Here is a 19,959-nt window from a genome sequence, read left to right as displayed (position 1 = left end):
TGTGGCGAGCGGGGGTTGCCGGGCCGTTGCACGGACATGACGACTGGTTTCCGCCGTTTCACACGCCGTGCGCGCAGGTGTGAGGAGCGGCGTCAGCGGTGTTTCCAGTCGCCGCCCGCGATGGGGCGGCCCTTCTCGCGCAGCTCCCGCTCGTGGTCCGCCGCGGCCAGGTACACCCAGGCGGGCAGCGTCCTCCCGGAATAGGTCCGCACGTCGCGGACCACGCGCACGTACAGGTTCCCCGCGGCGCCCGGGCTGTACTCCTCCAGGCGGTCCAGGTCCGCGAGCACCTCCTGGTACAGGTCCTCGACCGGATGGATCACATCGCCGTGGACCCGGCCCCGCTCGTCGGCCACGGCATACGGATAGCCCGGGCCGTCGAAGAGCAGCGCGCCGTGCAGCACCGCGGGCGTCTCGGACGTCGTCCGGCCGCGCAGCAGCCAGGAGTGGTTGATCTCGCCGGGCCGCAGGGTCCCGTACACGAAGAACGGGAGGCGGGAGTGGTCGTCTCGCATCACCATCATGGAACCGCAGACACGTGCGCGACGTCGACTCGGACGTGGAACGGGTCGGGAAGATGTCGAGGGCGGGGCACCTGGCGCGGGCGGCCGTGAAGCGGCTCCCGCGGTCACGGCACGGCAGGCGCCGCCTGCTGTGGGCGGGCGTGGCGGCGTGCGTGCTGGCGCTGCTGCCCGCGACGTGGCTCCAGGTGAGCGCGAACGGACGGATACGGACGGTGGCGGACGCCCCCGCCGAGCCGGTGGCGGTCGTCTTCGGCGCGGGCCTGTGGAACGGCGAGCCCTCGCCCTACCTCGCCCACCGCCTCGACGCGGCCGCCGACCTGTGGACGGCGGGCAAGGTGCGGGCGGTCCTCGTCACGGGCGACAACAGCCGCACCGACTACGACGAGCCGACCGCGATGCGCGACTACCTCGCCGCGCACGGGGTGCCCCCGGACAAGGTCGTCCTCGACTACGCCGGCTTCGACACGTGGGACTCCTGCGCCCGCGCCAAGCGGATCTTCGGCGTGGACCGGGCACTGCTGGTGAGCCAGGGCTTCCACATACGGCGCGCGCTGGCGCTGTGCGGGGCGGCGGGGATCGAGGCGTACGGGATCGGGGTCGACGAGCGGCACGACGCGACCTGGTACTACGGGGGGACCCGGGAGGTCGCGGGCGCGGTGAAGGCCGCGTTCGACGCCGCGTTCACCCCGGATCCGCGGTTTCTGGGGCCTCACGAGCCCGGCGTCCAACGCGCCCTGGGCTGACCCTCGCCGGGGTGCGGTTTGCTGGTGCCCGGTTGTCGTGTGCGGGTGCGTCTTGGTTGATGTGGGGGGTCCCCCGCCCTCCCGCCCTCCCCCAGCCTTCGGCCGGGGGGACCCCCATCCGGCGCGGTCGGTGCGGGCCGCGCACCGTGTGCCTGGGGTCGGTGCCGCGCCGGCGCACTCCCCCAGCCTCCGGCCGGGGGGACCCCCACCAACGCTCGCGGTTTACGCCAACGTCATTCCGCGCCGGGTCCGCCGCTCGTCTCCCCCAACCTTCGGCCGGGGGGACCCCCACGGGAGCACCCCGCCACACCCCCTCCGGTCGTGTGGGCGCACGACGGCCGGAGGAGGGTCAGCAAGGCACCTGCGCCGACCCCGAACCGCTTCCTCACCCCGCCCTTCCCCAGCTACCGCTGGAGGGGGTGCCCGCATGGGGCACCCGACCCGGTGGGGGTGAGGTGGGTGCTTGCGGCGCCCCCGGACCGGCTTCTGAACCCCCCTCCGGGGATCAGGCGCGCTACGAGAGGGAGGGGGCGGGGTCGGAGGGGTGGGCGTTCTGGACACTGGGCGTATTTGTGTGCGGCACAGACGGCACTGACTTGGACCGCCCGCCATGCACGTAAATATGCGTCCAGAATGGCCAGCCCCGGAGGCCCCGCACCCGGCCCACCCACACACGCGCGAGGCGGTGCCTGACCGCGCCGGGCAATCGGGCGGGAGGGCGGGGAAACCCCCAACATCAACCACAACGCACCCGCACACAACACCGGGCCGCACCCTCACACCCCGCCGAGCCCCGCAGGGAGCGCACCGTACGCCCCGCGTAACCCCCGCGGGCCCGGCACGAAACACCGCCCCCGCATCGTGAACGGCATGAGCGCCAGCGGAACCGTCGACACGCACTGCCCCTACTGCGCCCTGCAGTGCGGAATGGGCCTCCGCCGCACCGCCGGGGGCAGCCGCATCCCGGACGTGGTGGAGCGCGACTTCCCCGTGAACGGCGGCGCCCTGTGCGGCAAGGGCCGCACCGCCCCCGCCGTGCTCGCGCCCGCGGCGCGGCTGACCGGGCCCCTGGTCAGGAACCGCGCGTCGGGGCGGCTGGAGCCGGCCCCCTGGGAGGACGCCCTGGACCGGATCGCGGAGGGCCTGCTCCGGGTGCGGGCCGCCCACGGCCCGGACGCCGTCGGCGTCTTCGGCGGCGGTGGCCTGACCAACGAGAAGGCGTACGCCCTCGGCAAGTTCGCCCGGGTCGTGCTGCGGACGTCCCAGATCGACTACAACGGCCGCTTCTGCATGTCCTCCGCCGCGGCCGCCCACAACAAGGCCTTCGGCCTGGACCGCGGGCTGCCGTTCCCGCTGGCGGACATCCCCCGGACCGGCTGCGTGATCCTGGTCGGCTCGAACCTGGCCGAGACGATGCCGCCCGCACTGCGCTACTTCACCGAGCTGAGGGAGAACGGGGGCCGCCTGATCGTCGTGGACCCGCGCCGTACACGCACCGCCGAACACGCCGACCTGCACCTGCAGCCGCGGCCCGGCACCGACCTCGCCCTCGCGCTGGGCCTGCTGCACCTCGTGGTCGCGGAGGGCCGGGTGGACGAGGACTTCGTCGCGGAGCGGACGACCGGCTGGCCGGAGGCGCGCGCCGCGGCGATGGCGCACTGGCCGGAACTGGTCGAGCGGATCACCGGCGTTCCGGTGCCGAGGCTCCGCGAGGCGGTGGAGATGTTCTGCGGCGTCCCGGACGCCATGGTGCTGACCGCCCGCGGCCCGGAGCAGCAGTCGAAGGGCACGGACACGGTCGGCGCGTGGATCAACCTGTGCCTGGCGACCGGCCGCGCGGGGCGGCCGCTGTCGGGGTACGGCTGCCTGACGGGGCAGGGCAACGGCCAGGGCGGCCGGGAGCACGGGCAGAAGGCCGACCAGCTGCCCGGGTACCGCAGGCTCGACGACCCGGCGGCGCGCGCGCATGTGGCCGGGGTGTGGGGCGTCGACCCGGACGATCTGCCGGCGCCGGGGCGCAGCGCCTACGAACTGCTGGACGCGCTGGGCCGAGACGTGAAGGGCCTGCTGCTGATGGGCTCCAACCCGGTGGTCTCCGCACCGCGGGCGGCGCACGTCACGGAGCGCATCGCCGCCCTGGACTTCCTCGCCGTGTGCGACGTGGTGCTCTCGGAGACGGCGGAGATGGCGGACGTGGTGCTGCCGGTCACCCAGTGGGCCGAGGAGACCGGGACGACGACGAACCTGGAGGGCAGGGTCCTGCTGCGGCGCAAGGCCCTGGACGCGCCGGAGGGCGTGCGCAGCGACCTGTACGTGCTGAACCGGCTCGCCTCGCGGCTGGGCTGGGAGAAGGGCTTCCCCGCCGACCCGGAGGAGGTCTTCGGCGAACTGCGCCGCGCTTCGGCGGGCGGACCCGCGGACTACTCGGGGATCACCTACCGTCGCATCGAGGCGGAGGACGGGGTGTTCTGGCCGTGCCCGGACGTCCCGGCCGCGGACGCGACCCCGCACCCGGGCACACCCCGGCTGTTCCTCGACCGGTTCGCGACACCGGACGGCCGGGCCCGGTTCGTGCCGGTGCTGCACCGGCCAGCGGCCGAGGAACCGGACGGGGAGTTCCCGCTGTACCTGACGACCGGCCGCGTGCTGGCGCAGTACCAGTCGGGCGCCCAGACGCGGCGGGTGGCGGAGCTGAACGCCGCCGCGCCCGGACCCTTCGTACAGCTCCACCCTCGACTGGCCGAGCGCATCGGCGTCGCGGAGGGCGACCCCGTCGCGGTGACGTCCCGCCGCGGCCGGGCGGTGGCCCCGGCCCGGGTGGACCGCGCGATCCGCATGGACACGGTCTTCATGCCCTTCCACTGGGCGGGCGAGGGCCGCGCGAACACCCTCACCAACCCGGCGCTCGACCCGACCTCCCGGATGCCCGAGTTCAAGGTGTGCGCGGTCCGCGTCGAGCGGGCGGAGCCGCAGACGGGCGACACCTGATATCGCACTTGAGATACTCGCATCCTGGCTGATGTCGACCGGGAGGCGATCATGGCACGCACGGTCGTCGATCTGGACGACGCGATGCTCGCCTTCGCCCAGCGGCAACTCGGCACCAAGACGAAGCGCGAGACGATCAACCTGGCCCTGTCGACAGCGGCCGGGACAAGCGCCGATGACCGTGCGCGCGGTCTCGCCTGGCTCCAGGAGCACGCCGAGGACGTCCTGGACTTCGACTACCTGGCGGAGCAGGAGCGCGGCGGCCGATGAGCTACCTCGCCGACACGTCGGCGGTGTGGCGCCTGCTGCGGCGGCGGGTCCCCGAGCCGTGGCCCACGCATGTGGCCGCGGGCTGGTCGCCATGTGCCCGCCGGTCGAAGCGGAGTTGATGACCGGTGTGCGCTCCGATCGCGAGTACGAGCCGTTTCTCGCCGTACCGCGCCGGACGTTCGGCTGGTGCCCGGCGCTCGACGATCCCTGGCGCCGGATCCACGCCGTGCAGCGTGACCTGATCTCCGTCGGGCACCACAGGGGACCTTCCCCCACGGACATCCTCATCGCGCTGACCGCCGAGGCCCATGGCCTGACCCTGATCCACGCCGATCAGGACTTCGCCTCGGTGGCCAAGGTCCGGCCCGGGATCGCGATGATCAGGGTCGGCCGGCCGTAGCCGCAGGCCGCATCGGGGCTCACAGCGGGGCCCGGCCGGCGCTGAGGGCACTGTTCCCCGGGGGAAACGACGGGGATGCCACCGGGTAACAGCGGCACCCCACCCTCATGGCATGAGGATGGTGGTGATCGGCGGCGGAATGGCGGGGGCGCGCCTCGCGCAGCGCCTGGCGCCGTCCGGCGCGGACGTCACGGTGATCGGCGAGGAGCGGCACGCCCCGTACAACCGGGTGCTGCTCGCGGAGGTCCTGGCCGGCCGGTACGCGCCCGACGTGGTGGCCCTGCCGGGCGTGCCCGGCGCGGTGGTGCGCCGCGGTGTCCGGGTGGTGCGGATCGACCGCGACGAGCGGGCCGTGGTCTGCGACGACGGCGGCGTGGTCCGGTACGACCGGCTGGTGCTGGCGACCGGCTCCAACCCGGTACTGCCGCCGCTGCGCGGGCTGTTCGCGCGGGGCGGCGGCACGTTCCCCGAGGGTGTGCACGCCTTCCGCACGATGGACGACTGCCTGGCGCTCTCGGCGGCGGTGCGCCCCGGGGCCCGCGCGGTCGTCGTCGGCGGCGGACTGCTCGGGGTGTCGGCGGCGCGGGCGCTGGCGGCGCGTGGGGCGCAGGTCGTGATCGCCACCCAGGCCGAGCACCTGATGGAGCGCCATCTGGACGAGGGCGCCTCGGAGTTGCTCCGCGTCCATCTGGAGGGGCTGGGGATCGAGGTGCACACCCAGTGCCGGGTGCGCGGTCTGCTCTCCCGCGGGGAGGACGGGGTGCCCTCGCGGCGGCCGCGGCCGGCCGTGACGGCGGGTGCGGGGAGCGCGGCCGGCCCGCGGCCGCTGACCCTGCCCCGCGCGGCCGCCGGGGACCGCCGCGCGGCACCGCCCGTCGTCACCGCCGTCGAACTCGCCGACGGCTACCGCCTCGGCACCGACCTGGTCGTCCTGGCCTGCGGCGTCCGGCCGCGCGTCGGGCTCGCCCAGGCGGCGGGCCTGGCGGTCGCCAAGGGCGTGGTCGTGGACGACGCCCTGCGCACCTCGGATCCGTCCGTGCACGCCATCGGCGACTGCGCCCAGCACGACGGCGTCGTCTACGGCCTCGCGGGCCCGGCGACCGAGCAGGCGGACGCGCTGGCGGACGTCCTGACCGCCGGCTCCGCACCGCGCTACGGCGGCACCCGCTCGCTGACCCGGCTCACCCTCAACGGCCCGGCGGCACTGGACATCGCCGCCTTCGGCGAGACCACCCCCGCACCCGGCGACGACGTGCTCCGCCTCACCGACGCCACGCGCGGCGCGTACCGGAAGGTCGTCCTGCGCGGTGACCGCCTGATCGGCGGCATCCTGCTCGGCGATCTCAGCGCCGTGGGTGCCCTCGCCCGCACCTGGGAGGGCGACGAGCCGCTGCCCTCTTCCCCGTTCCACCTGCTCACCGACAACGGAGGGTCCTGATATGACCACGCCCACCATCGTGCTCGTCGGCCACGGGATGGTCGGACAGCGGTTCCTGGAGGCGCTGGCCGACCGGGGCCTGACCTCCCGCGCCCGGGTGGTGGTGCTCTGCGAGGAGCCTCGCCCGGCGTACGACCGCGTCCACCTCACCTCGTACTTCGCGGGCACCAGCCCCGAGGGGCTGTCCCTGGTGGAGGCCGGCTTCATGGCGGAGCACGGCATCGAACTGCGCCTGGGCGACCCGGCGGTCGCCGTGGACCGGCGGGCGCGGACCGTCACCGCCCGCTCGGGGCTGACGGTCGGCTACGACACGCTGGTGCTGGCCACCGGCTCGTACCCCTTCGTGCCGCCGGTCCCCGGCAAGGACGCGGGCGGCTGCTTCGTCTACCGCACCATCGAGGACCTGCTGGCCATCGAGGAGTACGCGATGACCTCGCGCACCGGCGCGGTGGTCGGCGGGGGGCTGCTCGGTCTGGAGGCCGCGGGCGCCCTCAAGGGGCTCGGGCTGGACACGCACGTCGTGGAGTTCGCGCCGCGGCTGATGCCGGTGCAGGTCGACGACGGCGGCGGCGAGGCGCTGCGGCGCACCATCGAGGACATGGGCGTGGCGGTCCACACCGGCGTGGGCACGCAGGAGATCGTCACGGCCGCGGACGGCTCGGTCAGGGCGATGGCGCTGTCGGACGGCTCGTCGCTCGACGTCGACCTGGTGGTCTTCTCGGCGGGTGTGCGGCCCCGGGACCAGCTGGCCCGCGAGTGCGGTCTGCCGGTCGGCGAGCGCGGCGGCATCGTCGTCGACGCGGCCTGCCGCACCGAGGACCCGAGCGTCTACGCGATCGGCGAGTGCGCCCTGGCCGCCGACGGCCGGGTGTACGGCCTGGTGGCGCCGGGCTACGACATGGCGGAGACCGCCGCGAAGGCGATCGCCGGCGAGGAGGGTTCCTTCACCGGCGCCGACACCTCCACCAAGCTGAAGCTGCTCGGCGTGGACGTGGCCTCCTTCGGCGACGCGCACGGCGCGACCGCGGGCTGCCTGGACGTCGTCTACTCCGACTCCCGCTCCGGCGTCTACAAGAAGCTGGTCGTCTCGCCGGAGGGCGTGCTGCTGGGCGGCATCCTGGTCGGCGACGCGGAGCAGTACGGCATGCTGCGCCCGCTCACCGGCTCGGTGCCGCCGGTCTCCCCCGAGCAGCTGGTGCTCCCGGCGGGGGCGGGCGCCCCGGTGACGCTGGGCCCGTCCGCGCTGCCGGACGAGGCGGTGATCTGCTCCTGCCACAACGTCACCAAGGGAGCCATCCGGGGCGCGGTCACCGAGCACGCCTGCGCGACGGTCCCCGAGGTGAAGAAGTGCACCAAGGCCGGCACCGGCTGCGGCAGTTGTGTGAAGGTGCTGGGTCAGCTGGTCACCGCCGAGCTGGAGGCGTCGGGCGTCGAGGTCGACAAGGGCCTGTGCGGCTGCTTCGCCCATACCCGGCAGGAGCTGTACGAGATCGTGCGCGCCCTGCGGATCACGACCTTCCGCGAGCTGCTCGACGGCCACGGCCGGGACGGCGCGCGCGGCGGCGACGGCTGCGAGGTCTGCAAGCCCGCCGTCGGCTCGATCATCGCCTCGCTGGCCCCGACGATCGGCGCCTCCGGCTACGTCCTGGACGGCGAGCAGGCGGCGCTGCAGGACACCAACGACCACTTCCTGGCCAATCTGCAGCGGAACGGCTCGTACTCGATCGTGCCGCGCATCCCGGGCGGTGAGATCACCCCGGAGAAGCTGATCGTGATCGGCGAGGTGGCCCGTGACTTCGGGCTCTACACCAAGATCACCGGCGGTCAGCGCATCGACCTCTTCGGCGCCCGGGTCGAGCAGCTCCCGATGATCTGGGCCCGGCTGGTGGACGCCGGCTTCGAGTCCGGGCACGCGTACGGCAAGGCGCTGCGCACCGTGAAGTCCTGCGTGGGGCGGACCTGGTGCCGCTACGGCGTCCAGGACAGCGTCCGCATGGCGATCGACCTTGAGCTGCGCTACCGGGGCCTGCGCTCCCCGCACAAGCTCAAGTCGGCCGTCTCCGGCTGCCAGCGCGAGTGCGCGGAGGCGCAGAGCAAGGACTTCGGCGTCATCGCCACCGCCACCGGCTGGAACCTGTACGTCGGCGGCAACGGCGGTGCCACCCCGCGCCACGCGGACCTGCTCGCCCAGGACCTGAGCGACGCCGGGCTGATCCGGCTCATCGACCGCTTCCTGATGTTCTACATCCGCACCGCCGACCGGCTGGAGCGCACCTCGAGCTGGCTGGAGCGCATCGAGGGCGGGCTCGGCCACGTGCGCGACGTCGTCGTCCACGACTCGCTCGGCATCTGCGAGGAGCTGGAGCAGCTGATGGACGAGCACGTCGCCAACTACCGGGACGAATGGGCCGAGACCCTGGGCGACCCGGAGAAGCTGCGGCGCTTCGTCTCCTTCGTCAACGCGCCCGGCGTCCCGGACCCCTCGGTCCGGTTCGTCCCCGAACGGGACCAGGTCAAGCCCGACCTCGACCTGCTCGCCGGTCCCGTGCTCGCCGTCCGCACCCTCGAAGGGAGCACCACCGCATGACCGTCGAAGTCCTCCTCCCCGGCACCGCCGACTGGTTCGCCGTCTGCGATCAGGACGCCCTCACCCCCGGCCGCGGCGTCGCCGCCCTCCTCCCCGACGGCCGCCAGGCCGCCCTCTTCACCGACCGGCACGGGCGCCTCTACGCCATCGACAACCGCGACCCCTTCACCGGCGCCTACGTCCTGTCCCGCGGCCTGCTCGGCTCCACCGCCGAGGGGCGGGCCTTCGTCGCGTCCCCCCTGCTCAAGCAGCGCTTCGACCTCGAGGACGGCCGGTGCCTGGACGACGAGGCGGTCTCCGTCCCCGCCTTCGCGGTGCGGACCCGGTGACCGGCGCGGCGCCTGCTTGAATCGGCCCATGGTCGATCTTCAGGTGCTGCGGGTGTTCATCGGTCCCGACGGACGGGGCGGGAACCTGCTCGGGGTCGTGCGGGACGGCGGGTCGGTGCCCGGAACGGCGGCGCGGCAGCGCCTGGCCGCCGAACTCGGCTACAGCGAGACCGTGTTCGTGGACGACGCCGGGCGGGGTGTGGTGGACATCTGGACGCCGAGCGTACGGCTGCCGTTCGCGGGACATCCCACGGTGGGGGTGGCGTGGCTGCTGGGGGCCGGGGTGCTGCGGCCGCCGGCCGGCGAGGTGAAGGCGTGGAGCGAGGGCGAGTTCACCTGGGTCCGCGGGCGGGCCGCGTGGGCGTCCGGACGCCGCACGGAGCGCTTCGGCTCGCCCGCGGAGGTGGACGCGCTGCCGGCACCGCCGCCCGGGGAGGGCTGGCTGTACGCCTGGGCCTGGGCGGACGAGGCGGCCGGACGGGTCCGGGCGCGCGCCTTCCCGCGACGGGGGGACGGCATCGTCGAGGACGAGGCGACGGGGGCGGCCGCCCTGGTGCTCACCGCCGAGCTGGCGCGGCCGCTGGACGTACGGCAGGGCGTGGGCTCGCAGATCCTGACCCGGGTCCATCCGGACGGCACCGCCGACATCGGCGGCCGGGTGGCCCTCGCCTCCTGACCGGCCGCCGGTCCGGCACAGGCGCAGGGGGTACCGGGCATGGGCCGCGGTCGCGCACCGCGGCCCCGGGACGTGCGCCCCGTCCCAGCGGTGACGGCATGTCGCACCGGACCCGGACGCGGGTCCGGCGCGGCCGCCGCCGCGCGGGGTGCCCCGGGGTTCGCGTACCCGGCCCGACGGCCGGCCGCGATGCGGGCGAGCGCCATCGGCCGACCCTCTTGCCACCCACCTGACCTGCGGTTTCGGCACCCCACGGGCTCCGGATGCGGATCTTCGGTGGGGCGGTGATGCTGAGAGGAGTGCCACTTACGGCGAGGAGGACAGCGATGTCCATGTTCGACAAGATCAAGGCCAAGCTGAAGGGCCACGAGAGCCAGGCCCAGAAGGGCATCGACAAGGGCGGCGACATGCTGGACGAGAAGACCGGCGGGAAGTACCAGCGCCAGGTCGACACCGCCCAGGAGAAGATGGGCGACGAGTTCGGTACGGGCAGCACCGGCCAGGACCGCCCCCCGCACTCCTGACGCCGAAGGGCCGCCGCGCGCCCGTGGGGGCGGCGCGGCGGCCCTACGCTGGCCGGCATGGCTTGGAGCGCGAACGACATCCCCGACCAGAGCGGCCGCACCGCCGTCGTCACCGGCGCGAACAGCGGCCTCGGCTACTGCACGGCACGCGAACTCGCCCGCAAGGGCGCCCGTGTCCTGCTCGCCTGCCGCAGCGAGACACGCGGCAAGGAGGCCGTCCTGCGCCTGAAGTCTGAGGTGCCCGGCGCCCGCGCCGGCTACCGCCACCTCGATCTCGGCGACCTCTCCTCCGTACGCGGCTTCGCCGCGGAGTACGACGGGACCGGCCTCGACCTTCTCGTCAACAACGCCGGTGTGATGGCCCTGCCGTACGGCACCACGGCCGACGGCTTCGAGACGCAGATCGGCGTCAACCACCTCGGCCACTTCGCCCTCACCGGACTGCTGTTGCCGCGCCTGCTGGCCACCCCGGGCGCCCGCGTCGTCACCGTCTCCAGCGGCATGCACGCCGTCGCCACCATCGACCCCGGCGACCTCAACAGCGAACGCCGCTACCGCCGCTGGATCGCGTACGGCCGCTCCAAGAGCGCCAACCTGCTCTTCGTCCACGAGCTGTCCCGGCGGCTGGCGGCGGCCGGCGCCGACACCGTCGTCGCGGCGGCGCACCCCGGCTACGCCGACACCGCTCTGCAGACCCGGGCCGCGCGCATGGAGAACCGCCGGACCGTCGAGCGCCTGGTGAACCTCGGCAACCGCGTGATCGCGCAGTCGGCCGACTCCGGCGCGCTTCCGCTGCTCTACGCCGCCACCGCCCCCGGCGTCCTCCCCGACTCCTTCACCGGCCCCCGCTTCCAGGGCTGGCGCGGCTCCCCCGCCCCCTCCTGGCGTGCCCCGTGGACCCGCGACGACCGCGCCGGCGAGCTGCTGTGGGCGGCCTCGGAGCAGCTGACGGGCGTCCGCTACGCGTTCCCCGCGGCGGGCTGAGGGGCAGGCCGGCCGCGTCGTTCGCCCTTCCTCAGCCATGCCGGTGAATCCGACGGACCGTGGGCAAGCGTTCACGCTGTGTTGGCATCCGCGTCGGGGGACGCACCCTAGCCTTCCGGTGCGCGACCCGCCCGCGGCAATGGGTCCCGGGCGGGCCACCCCGTCGTCCCTGGAGTGATCGTGGAACGTCGAACCTTCTTGCGCGGAGCGGTGGTCGGCAGCTCGGCGGCCGCCTTCGGCGGCACCCTGATGCGCGGCGCGGCCTATGCCGCGCCCGCCCAGCCCGGCACCGGCCCCTACGGAGCACTGCTGGCGGCCGACGCCAACGGCATCGCGCTGCCGAGCGGTTTCACCAGCCGCGTCATCGCCCGCTCCGGCCAGACCGTCCCGGGCACGTCCTACACCTGGCACAGCGCGCCCGACGGCGGCGCGTGCTTCGCCGACGGCACCGGCTGGATCTACGTCTCCAACTCGGAGATCAACCCCAATGGCGGCGCGAGCGCGGTCAGGTTCGACTCCTCGGGAAGCGTCACGGGCGCCTACCGCGTCCTCTCCGGCACGCGGCAGAACTGCGCGGGCGGCAGAACCCCCTGGAACACCTGGCTGTCGTGCGAGGAGGTCAGCCTCGGCCATGTCTACGAGACCGACCCGCGGGGCGTGACCGCGGCCGTCCGCCGCGGTGCCATGGGCAGGTTCAAGCACGAGGCGGCCGCCGCCGACCCCGTGCGCAAGGTGGTCTACCTGACCGAGGACGAGACCAACGGCTGCTTCTACCGGTTCATCCCGTCCTCCTGGGGCGACCTGTCGGCCGGAACCCTCCAGGTGCTGGTCGCCGGCACCGCCGCCTCGGGCTCCTTCACCTGGGCGAACGTGCCCGACCCCGACGGCTCCCCGACGGCGACCCGGAGCCAGGTGTCCGGCGCCAAGAAGTTCAACGGCGGCGAGGGCTGCCACTACGCCGACGACAGCGTCTGGTTCACCACCAAGGGCGACAACCGCGTCTGGCGGCTCGACCTGGCCGCCGGCACCTACGCGCTGGCGTACGACGACTCCCTCGTCTCGGGCAGCGCCCCGCTGACGGGGGTGGACAACATCACGGGAACGTCCTCCGGCGACCTCTACGTCGCCGAGGACGGCGGCACCATGGAGATCTGCCTGATCACCCCCGACGACGTCGTCTCCCCGTTCCTGCGGGTCAACGGCCAGTCCGCCTCGGAGATCACCGGTCCCGCCTTCTCCCCCGACGGCACCCGGCTGTACTTCTCCTCCCAGCGCGGCACGAGCGGCAGTTCCACCGGCGGCATCACCTACGAGGTGCGCGGCCCGTTCCGGTCGTAGCCGGGGCCGCTCCGGTCGTAGCCGGGGCCGCTCCGGTCGTAGCCGGGGCCGTTCCGGTCGTAGCCGGGCGAGGAAGCGGGGGCGGCACCTTCGCACAAAGGTGCCGCCCCCGGTGAGGGTTGGAGATGGTCTTCCGTGCCGGGGCTACCGGCTGTCGCCGCCCTTGCGCTGCGCCGCGGCCCGGCCCGCCTCCAGGCGGGCGACGGGGATGCGGAACGGGGAGCAGGAGACGTAGTCCAGGCCCACCTCGTGGAAGAAGTGGACGGACTCGGGGTCGCCGCCGTGCTCGCCGCAGACGCCGAGCTTGAGGTCGGGCCGGGTGGCGCGGCCGGCCGCGGCGGCGGACCGGACGAGGGCGCCGACGCCGTCCTTGTCGATGGTCTCGAACGGCGAGACCCCGAAGATGCCCTTCTCCAGGTAGGCGGTGAAGAAGCTGGCCTCGACGTCGTCGCGGCTGAAGCCCCAGACCGTCTGCGTCAGGTCGTTGGTGCCGAAGGAGAAGAACTCGGCGGCCTCCGCGATCTGAGCGGCGGTCAGGGCGGCGCGGGGCAGCTCGATCATCGTGCCGAGGGTGAGCCGCAGCTCGGTGCCGGTGGCGGCCTCGACCTCGGCGATCACGGCCCCGGCCTCCTCCCGCACGATCTCCAGCTCCTGGACGGTGCCCACCAGCGGGATCATGATCTCGGCACGCGGGTCGCCCTTGGCGTTCTTGCGCTCCGCGGCGGCCTCGGCGATGGCCCGTACCTGCATGGCGAACAGGCCGGGGATGACCAGGCCGAGGCGCACGCCGCGCAGGCCCAGCATCGGGTTCTGCTCGTGCAGCTTGTGGACGGCCTGGAGCAGGCGCAGGTCGTTCTCGTTGGCGTCCTTGCGGGACTCGGCGAGCGCGACCCGCACCGACAGCTCGGTGATGTCGGGCAGGAACTCGTGCAGCGGCGGGTCGAGCAGGCGCACGGTCACCGGCAGCCCGTCCATCGCCTCAAGGAGTTCGACGAAGTCGGACCTCTGCAGCGGCAGCAGCGCGGAGAGCGCCTTGTCGCGCTCGGAGTCGGTGTCGGCGAGGATCAGCCGCTCCACCAGCTCGCGGCGCTCGCCGAGGAACATGTGCTCGGTACGGCACAGGCCGATGCCCTGGGCGCCGAAGCGGCGGGCGCGCGAGGCGTCCTCGGCGTTGTCGGCGTTGGCGCGCACCCGCAGGCGGCGGACCCGGTCGGCGTACGCCATGATCCGGTGCACGGCCCGCACCAGTTCGTCGGCGTCGTCGGCCCCGGCGTGCATACGGCCCTCGAAGTACTCCACGACCGGGGACGGGACGACCGGCACCGTGCCGAGGTAGACCTTGCCGGAGGAGCCGTCGATGGAGACGACGTCGCCCTCCTCGATGACGACCCCGCCGGGCGCGGTCATCCGGCGCCGCTTGGTGTCGACCTCGAGCTCCTCGGCGCCGCAGACACAGGTCTTGCCCATGCCGCGGGCGACGACGGCCGCGTGCGAGGTCTTGCCGCCGCGCGAGGTGAGGATGCCCTCGGCGGCGATCATGCCGTTGAGGTCGTCGGGGTTGGTCTCGCGGCGGATGAGGATGACCTTCTCGCCCGAGCGCGACCACTTGACGGCGGTGTACGAGTCGAAGACGGCCTTGCCGACGGCCGCGCCCGGAGAGGCGGCGATGCCCCAGCCGATCCGCTCGGCCTTCGCCTTCTCGTCGAAGCGGGGGAACATCAGCTGCGCCAGTTGCGCGCCGTTGACCCGCTGCAGCGCCTCGGCCTCGTCGATCAGGCCCTGGTCGACCAGCTGGGTGGCGATGCGGAAGGCGGCGGCCGCGGTGCGCTTGCCGACCCGGGTCTGCAGCATCCACAGCTTGCCGCGCTCGATGGTGAACTCGATGTCGCACAGGTCCTTGTAGTGCGTCTCGAGGGTCTCCATGATCCGCATCAGCTGGTCGTAGGACGTCTTGTCCAGCTGCTCCAGCTCGGCGAGCGGCACGGTGTTGCGGATGCCCGCCACGACGTCCTCGCCCTGCGCGTTGCTCAGGTAGTCGCCGTAGACGCCCTGGTGGCCGGTGGCCGGGTCGCGGGTGAACGCCACGCCGGTGCCGGAGTCGGCGCCGAGGTTGCCGAAGACCATGGAGCAGACGTTGACGGCCGTGCCGAGGTCGCCGGGGATCCGCTCCTGGCGGCGGTAGAGCTTGGCGCGCTCGCCGTTCCAGGAGTCGAAGACGGCCCGGACCGCGAGGTCCATCTGCTCGCGCGGTTCCTGGGGGAAGTCGCGGCCGGTCTCCTTGGCGACGATCGCCTTGAACACCTCGACCAGGCCCTGCAGGTCGCCGGCGTCCAGGTCGAGGTCGTCGTGGGTGTTCTTGGCCCGCTTGGCCTCCTCCAGCGCCTCCTCGAAGAGTTCGCCGTCGACGCCCAGCACGGTCTTGCCGAACATCTGGATGAGGCGGCGGTAGGAGTCCCAGGCGAAGCGCTCGTTGCCGGCCTGCGCCGCCAGGCCCGTGACCGAGGCGTCGGACAGGCCGATGTTGAGGACGGTGTCCATCATGCCCGGCATGCTGAATTTCGCCCCGGACCGGACCGACACGAGCAGCGGGTCGTCCGCCTGCCCGAGCTTCTTGCCCATCTTCCGCTCGAGCGCCTCGAGGTGCGCACTCACCTCGTCGCGCAGCGCCGGGGGTTCGGCGCCCGACTCCAGGTAGACCTTGCACGCCTCGGTGGTGATCGTGAAACCCGGAGGGACGGGCAGGCCGAGGTTGGTCATCTCGGCGAGGTTCGCGCCCTTGCCGCCGAGCAGGTCCTTGAGGTCTTTGTTGCCCTCAGTGAAGTCGTAGACGAACTTCTGGATTACTTGTTCTTCCGACACGGGACTCGCTCCTCGCGGCCGGGATGCCCTGACGGCGGGGAGCGTACCCATCTCGAAGGCGCCGCAGTACGTCAATCACCAGGTCACACGGGCGTAACCACCCATCCGCCGAGAGATCGAAAGTCATGGCGCCCTTCCGGGTGAGCATCCGATGCGTTCAACCGTCGAACACATGCTCTCTCCACGTGATCGGCACACTCGGAGCCGGTCACTCCACGTGAGGGATGACTTGACCATCTGGCCGCGACAACGATGGCACCCAGTGCCAGTCATTGGAGAGGTGTGGTGACACTCAGGCCGCTCATCTGAGCGATACCCCTATCAGGCGTGGCGAGAATCACTCGCCCGCCGCGCCCTCCGTCTTACTCCCCGGACGCCCGTGACGGCAGTGGAAACATCCTCAGCCGCCCGAAGTGTCCAACTCGGCGTCGGCGCCGACGACCACCGAGCAGTCGTAGGGGTCCTTCAGCCAGCCGTCGGGGAGCACCACGCGCTTGGTCCCGGCCGTCCGGCCGCGCGGCCCTTCGGCGCCATCCGGCCATTTCTGGTCCAGGTCGAGATCGGCGAGGTGGGCCTCGAGTTCGGCGAGGGAGGAGGTCATCGCCAGCTTGCGGCGCATCTCCGAGCCGACGGAGAAGCCCTTGGTGTACCAGGCGACGTGCTTGCGGAAGTCGATGACGCCGCGCTCCTCGTCACCCAGCCACTCCCCCAGCAGCTCGGCGTGGCGCCGCATCACGCCGGCGACCTCGCGCAGCGTCGGGGCGGCGGGGGCGCCGCCGCCCTCGAAGGCGGCCACGAGGTCGCCGAAGAGCCAGGGCCGGCCGAGGCAGCCGCGGCCGACGACGACGCCGTCGCAGCCGGTCTCCCGCATCATCCGGACCGCGTCCTCGGCGCTCCAGATGTCGCCGTTGCCGAGCACGGGGATCTCCGGGACGTGCTCCTTGAGCCGGGCGATCGCCTCCCAGTCGGCCGTGCCCCCGTAGTGCTCGGCCGCGGTCCTGCCGTGCAGCGCCACGGCGGTGACACCCTCCTCGACCGCGATCCGGCCGGCGTCCAGGTAGGTGATGTGGTCGTCGTCGATGCCCTTGCGCATCTTGATGGTGACCGGCAGGTCGCCGGCGTTGCCGACCGCCTCGCGCAGGATCGAGCGGAGCAGGTTGCGCTTGAAGGGCAGCGCCGACCCGCCGCCCCGGCGGGTCACCTTCGGGACCGGGCAGCCGAAGTTCAGGTCGATGTGGTCGGCGAGGTCCTCGTCGACGATCATCCGGACCGCCTTGCCGACGGTGACCGGGTCGACCCCGTACAGCTGGATGGAGCGCGGCTTCTCGCCCGCGTCGAAGTGGATCAGCTGCATGGTCTTGTCGTTGCGCTCGACGAGGGCCCGGGTGGTGATCATCTCCGAGACGAAGAGCCCCTTGCCGCCCGAGAACTCCCGGCAGAGCGTGCGGAACGGCGCGTTGGTGATCCCGGCCATCGGCGCCAGCTCCACCGGCGGCCACACGGTGTGCGGGCCGATGCGGAGTGCGGGAGCGGTGGCGTCAGCAGTCATGCCGACCATTCTCCCGTATCACCGGGCCGGGTTTGGTGTAGCGTGAAATGGTTACACACATACAATCAATCCACCGGTGCGGTCCACCGACCGCACCGACCGCGGAGACGGGAACGGCCGATGCCCGAGCTGAGCCGGCGCAGACGACTGCTGGTGCTGGCCATCTGCTGCATGAGCCTGCTGATCGTCAGTCTCGACAACACCATCCTCAATGTCGCGCTGCCGGCCATGCGCCGGGACCTGGACACCTCGATCTCCGGCCTGCAGTGGACCATCGACGCCTACACGCTCGTGCTGGCCTCGCTGCTCATGCTCTCCGGCTCGACCGCCGACCGCATCGGCCGGCGGCGGATCTTCCGCACCGGCCTGGTGATCTTCACCGTCGCCTCCGGGCTGTGCAGCATCGCGCCCAGCCTGGAGTGGCTGGTGGTCTTCCGCATGCTGCAGGCGATCGGCGGCTCGATGCTCAACCCCGTCGCGATGTCGATCATCACCAATGTCTTCACCGATCCGCGCGAGCGCGCGCGGGCGATCGGGGCCTGGGGCGGCGTCGTCGGCATCAGCATGGCGGCCGGCCCGATCATCGGCGGCGCCCTCGTGGAGTCGGTCGGCTGGCGCTCGGTCTTCTGGATCAACCTGCCCATCGGCCTGCTCGCCCTGGTGCTCACCGCGCTGTACGTCCCCGAGTCCCGCGCCCCCCGGGCGCGCCGGATCGACCCGATCGGGCAGCTGCTGGTCATCGCGCTGCTCGGCTCGGTGACGTACGCGATCATCGAGGCCCCCGCGGCGGGCTGGGGCTCCCCGATCATCGTGGGCTGCCTCGTGCTCGCGCTCTGCTCGGCCGTGGGCCTGATCGCGTACGAGCGGCGGCGCAAGGAACCGCTGATCGACCCCCGCTTCTTCCGCAGCGCGCCCTTCAGCGGGGCGACCGTGATAGCGGTGAGCGCCTTCGCGGCCCTCGCCGGCTTCCTCTTCCTGAACACCCTGTACCTGCAGGACCAGCGCGGCATGTCCGCCCTGGACGCCGGCCTGCACCTGCTGCCGATGGCCGCCATGGCCCTGGTCTGCGCCCCGCTGTCCGGGCGCATCGTCGGAAGCCACGGGCCGCGGCTGCCGCTGCTGCTGGCGGGCGCGGCCACCACCGCGAGCGGCGTGATGTTCGCCGCGCTGGACGCGACGTCCTCGGACGCGAAGCTGTTCACCGCGTACGTCCTGTTCGGCATCGGCTTCGGCTTCGTCAACGCGCCGATCACCAACACCGCCGTCTCCGGCATGCCGCGCTCCCAGGCCGGGGTCGCCGCGGCGGTGGCCTCGACCAGCCGGCAGGTCGGCCAGTCGCTGGGGGTCGCCGTCATCGGCGCCGCGCTCGCCGCCGGGCTCGACCTCACGGCGTGGTGGATCATCACGGGCTGCGGTGCGGCGATCCTGGCGCTGGGGTGGCTGACCTCGGGCCGGTGGGCGGCGGGCACGGCCCTGCGTGCCGCCGAGCGGCTCAGCGCGGACGCGGGCCGGGAACCGGTGGGGGCCCGGTGAACGAGGCCGCGGCCACCCGTGTGTGGCGCAACCTGCGCACGCTCGTCCTCGAACGCAACGAACGCCGCCGCGAGGTCGCCGAGGCCCTCGGCATGAGCTTCTTCCGGGTCAAGGCGCTGCGCCGGATCGCGCTGGCCCCCGTGACCCCGGGCGACCTCGCCGCCGACCTCATGACGGACCGCCCGTACGTCACCCTGGTCGTCGACGACCTCGCCCGCCGGGGGCTGGTGGACCGTACGCCGCACCCGCGGGACCGGCGGCGCAAGCTCGTGAGCGTCACGCCCGCCGGTGCCGCCGCGGCGGCGGAGGCCGACCGCATCCTGGGCACTCCCCCGCCGGGCCTGCTGGAACTGGACGCGGAGGAACTCGCGGCGCTGGACCGGGTCGTGACGAAGCTGCTGAGTACGGCGCGAGGGTGAACGGGGAACGCCGCGGCGCGTTGTCGGACCCGGGCGCTACCGTCGGTGACATGAGCCAGACGCAGATCACCGAACCCCGCGACGCGCGTTCGCGCGTGGCGCTGACGCAGTTGACCGCGCGCGGCGTCCGGCCCAAGTACCTCTTCTTCTGGGGCCATCAGCCGCAGCGCGACGGCAGCGTCGGCGCGGGCTGCCTGAGCCAGTGGTGGCCCTCGGAGTTCACCGTCGACGGCATCGGCTACGCCACGGCGGAGCACTGGATGATGGCGGGCAAGGCCCGGCTCTTCGACGACGAGCGGGCCCTCGCGGCGATCCTCGCCGCTCCGCATCCGCACGCCGCGAAGAAGCTCGGGCGCCAGGTGCGCGGCTTCGACAACGAGACCTGGGAGCGCGGGCGCGAGGAACTGGTCGTGGCGGGCAACGTCGCCAAGTTCGGCCAGGACCCGGCGCTGCGCGACTATCTGCTGGGCACGGGCTCGCGCGTGCTGGTGGAGGCCAGCCCGGTCGACCGCATATGGGGCATCGGCCTGGCCGCCGACGACGAGCGCGCGGCCGACCCCGCGCAGTGGCGCGGCCTGAACCTGCTGGGCTTCGCCCTCATGGAGGCGCGGCAGCGGCTGCTCACACGGGCATCGGCATGACGGCCCGCCGGGACCCCGGGTGCGGCGGGCCGCGGGGGGGTCAGCCCTCCGGGCGCAGCGCGGACGGATCAGCCGAGGGCGGGGGATCGGGAGAGCACCCGTCTGAACTCCAATCACCTATTATTGGTTGGGGGGTGGCGGGGTGTGATGGGGATGT

The 19,959-nt window shown here is 73.1% G+C and carries 17 protein-coding genes; 14 read left to right on the top strand and 3 right to left on the bottom strand.

The genetic code is table 11. The features are described from left to right. Window positions 1-92: 92 nt before the first annotated feature. Window positions 93-515: a gamma-glutamylcyclotransferase family protein gene (locus AB0F62_RS17345; protein WP_361798860.1), complete on the bottom strand. Its 423-nt coding sequence runs from the start codon at window positions 513-515 to the stop codon at window positions 93-95. A gap of 62 nt (window positions 516-577) precedes the next feature. On the opposite strand from AB0F62_RS17345, the gene AB0F62_RS17340 reads away from it, so the two are divergent. The 11 genes from AB0F62_RS17340 (at window position 578) to AB0F62_RS17290 (ending at window position 12,801) form a co-directional block, all read left to right on the top strand. Next, window positions 578-1,267, top strand: coding sequence for an ElyC/SanA/YdcF family protein (locus AB0F62_RS17340; RefSeq protein WP_361799116.1), 690 nt, complete (start codon window positions 578-580; stop codon window positions 1,265-1,267). A gap of 870 nt (window positions 1,268-2,137) precedes the next feature. After that, a complete protein-coding gene (locus tag AB0F62_RS17335; protein WP_361798857.1) occupies window positions 2,138-4,255 on the top strand; it encodes a molybdopterin oxidoreductase family protein in 2,118 nt (705 codons plus the stop codon). Between the two features lie 51 nt (window positions 4,256-4,306). Continuing rightward, window positions 4,307-4,525, top strand: coding sequence for a type II toxin-antitoxin system VapB family antitoxin (locus tag AB0F62_RS17330; RefSeq protein ID WP_361798854.1), 219 nt, complete (start codon window positions 4,307-4,309; stop codon window positions 4,523-4,525). 58 nt (window positions 4,526-4,583) lie between these two features. Further along, window positions 4,584-4,925 (top strand): PIN domain-containing protein, encoded by a 342-nt coding sequence (locus AB0F62_RS17325; protein WP_361798851.1) that lies wholly within the window; start codon window positions 4,584-4,586, stop codon window positions 4,923-4,925. A gap of 118 nt (window positions 4,926-5,043) precedes the next feature. After that, entirely contained in the window at window positions 5,044-6,363 is a 1,320-nt protein-coding gene (locus AB0F62_RS17320) for an FAD-dependent oxidoreductase (RefSeq protein ID WP_361799113.1), read from the top strand. Window position 6,364: 1 nt separating this feature from the next. Beyond that, entirely contained in the window at window positions 6,365-8,950 is a 2,586-nt protein-coding gene (gene nirB / locus AB0F62_RS17315; protein WP_361798848.1) for a nitrite reductase large subunit NirB, read from the top strand. Then, the gene (gene nirD / locus AB0F62_RS17310) at window positions 8,947-9,279 is read left to right on the top strand and encodes a nitrite reductase small subunit NirD (protein ID WP_361798845.1); all 333 of its coding nucleotides are present in this window, start codon (window positions 8,947-8,949) and stop codon (window positions 9,277-9,279) included. Before nirB ends, nirD begins: the two co-directional genes overlap by 4 nt. Window positions 9,280-9,307: 28 nt before the next feature. Next, the gene (locus AB0F62_RS17305; RefSeq protein WP_361798842.1) at window positions 9,308-9,955 is read left to right on the top strand and encodes a PhzF family phenazine biosynthesis protein; all 648 of its coding nucleotides are present in this window, start codon (window positions 9,308-9,310) and stop codon (window positions 9,953-9,955) included. Window positions 9,956-10,281: 326 nt separating this feature from the next. After that, complete coding sequence (locus AB0F62_RS17300; RefSeq protein WP_361798839.1) at window positions 10,282-10,479, top strand: antitoxin; 198 nt, start codon at window positions 10,282-10,284, stop codon at window positions 10,477-10,479. 57 nt (window positions 10,480-10,536) lie between these two features. Then, window positions 10,537-11,463 (top strand): oxidoreductase, encoded by a 927-nt coding sequence (locus AB0F62_RS17295; protein ID WP_361798836.1) that lies wholly within the window; start codon window positions 10,537-10,539, stop codon window positions 11,461-11,463. A gap of 180 nt (window positions 11,464-11,643) precedes the next feature. Continuing rightward, a complete protein-coding gene (locus tag AB0F62_RS17290) occupies window positions 11,644-12,801 on the top strand; it encodes an alkaline phosphatase PhoX (protein WP_361798833.1) in 1,158 nt (385 codons plus the stop codon). A gap of 144 nt (window positions 12,802-12,945) precedes the next feature. Here the strand turns inward: AB0F62_RS17290 and ppdK are convergent, their stop codons facing one another. Together ppdK and dusB are read right to left on the bottom strand one after the other, a co-directional pair. Then, window positions 12,946-15,642 carry a pyruvate, phosphate dikinase gene (gene ppdK / locus AB0F62_RS17285; protein WP_361799110.1) on the bottom strand — a complete coding sequence of 899 codons (2,697 nt, stop codon included), beginning with the start codon at window positions 15,640-15,642 and terminating at the stop codon, window positions 12,946-12,948. A gap of 418 nt (window positions 15,643-16,060) precedes the next feature. Beyond that, entirely contained in the window at window positions 16,061-17,209 is a 1,149-nt protein-coding gene (gene dusB, locus AB0F62_RS17280) for a tRNA dihydrouridine synthase DusB (protein ID WP_361798830.1), read from the bottom strand. Window positions 17,210-17,329: 120 nt separating this feature from the next. On the opposite strand from dusB, the gene AB0F62_RS17275 reads away from it, so the two are divergent. From AB0F62_RS17275 to AB0F62_RS17265, 3 genes are read left to right on the top strand one after another with little or no spacing between them, the layout of a single operon-like run. Further along, window positions 17,330-18,742, top strand: a complete 1,413-nt coding sequence (locus AB0F62_RS17275; RefSeq protein WP_361798827.1) for an MFS transporter — start codon at window positions 17,330-17,332, stop codon at window positions 18,740-18,742. After that, on the top strand, window positions 18,739-19,161 hold the full coding sequence (locus tag AB0F62_RS17270; RefSeq protein WP_361798824.1) for a MarR family transcriptional regulator: 423 nt from the start codon (window positions 18,739-18,741) through the stop codon (window positions 19,159-19,161). Before AB0F62_RS17275 ends, AB0F62_RS17270 begins: the two co-directional genes overlap by 4 nt. Window positions 19,162-19,211: 50 nt before the next feature. Next, the gene (locus tag AB0F62_RS17265) at window positions 19,212-19,802 is read left to right on the top strand and encodes an NADAR family protein (protein ID WP_361798821.1); all 591 of its coding nucleotides are present in this window, start codon (window positions 19,212-19,214) and stop codon (window positions 19,800-19,802) included. The last annotated feature ends 157 nt before the right edge of the window (window positions 19,803-19,959 follow it).

It is taken from the genome of Streptomyces sp. NPDC026673 (assembly GCF_040638135.1).
Lineage (GTDB): Bacteria > Actinomycetota > Actinomycetes > Streptomycetales > Streptomycetaceae > Actinacidiphila.
Note: the sequence above shows the minus strand (reverse complement) of the source record. Positions and strands in the feature narration are given on the sequence as shown.

Excerpts from the sequence above, each read along its gene's own strand:
- AB0F62_RS17345 (WP_361798860.1), bottom strand. The coding sequence starts at position 515 with ATGCGAGACGACCACTCCCGCCTCCCGTTCTTCGTGTACGGGACCCTG.
- AB0F62_RS17340 (WP_361799116.1), top strand. The coding sequence starts at position 578 with ATGTCGAGGGCGGGGCACCTGGCGCGGGCGGCCGTGAAGCGGCTCCCG.
- AB0F62_RS17335 (WP_361798857.1), top strand. The coding sequence starts at position 2,138 with ATGAGCGCCAGCGGAACCGTCGACACGCACTGCCCCTACTGCGCCCTG.
- AB0F62_RS17330 (WP_361798854.1), top strand. The coding sequence starts at position 4,307 with ATGGCACGCACGGTCGTCGATCTGGACGACGCGATGCTCGCCTTCGCC.
- AB0F62_RS17320 (WP_361799113.1), top strand. The coding sequence starts at position 5,044 with ATGGTGGTGATCGGCGGCGGAATGGCGGGGGCGCGCCTCGCGCAGCGC.
- nirB (WP_361798848.1), top strand. The coding sequence starts at position 6,365 with ATGACCACGCCCACCATCGTGCTCGTCGGCCACGGGATGGTCGGACAG.
- nirD (WP_361798845.1), top strand. The coding sequence starts at position 8,947 with ATGACCGTCGAAGTCCTCCTCCCCGGCACCGCCGACTGGTTCGCCGTC.
- AB0F62_RS17305 (WP_361798842.1), top strand. The coding sequence starts at position 9,308 with ATGGTCGATCTTCAGGTGCTGCGGGTGTTCATCGGTCCCGACGGACGG.
- AB0F62_RS17300 (WP_361798839.1), top strand. The coding sequence starts at position 10,282 with ATGTCCATGTTCGACAAGATCAAGGCCAAGCTGAAGGGCCACGAGAGC.
- AB0F62_RS17295 (WP_361798836.1), top strand. The coding sequence starts at position 10,537 with ATGGCTTGGAGCGCGAACGACATCCCCGACCAGAGCGGCCGCACCGCC.
- dusB (WP_361798830.1), bottom strand. The coding sequence starts at position 17,209 with ATGACTGCTGACGCCACCGCTCCCGCACTCCGCATCGGCCCGCACACC.
- AB0F62_RS17275 (WP_361798827.1), top strand. The coding sequence starts at position 17,330 with ATGCCCGAGCTGAGCCGGCGCAGACGACTGCTGGTGCTGGCCATCTGC.
- AB0F62_RS17265 (WP_361798821.1), top strand. The coding sequence starts at position 19,212 with ATGAGCCAGACGCAGATCACCGAACCCCGCGACGCGCGTTCGCGCGTG.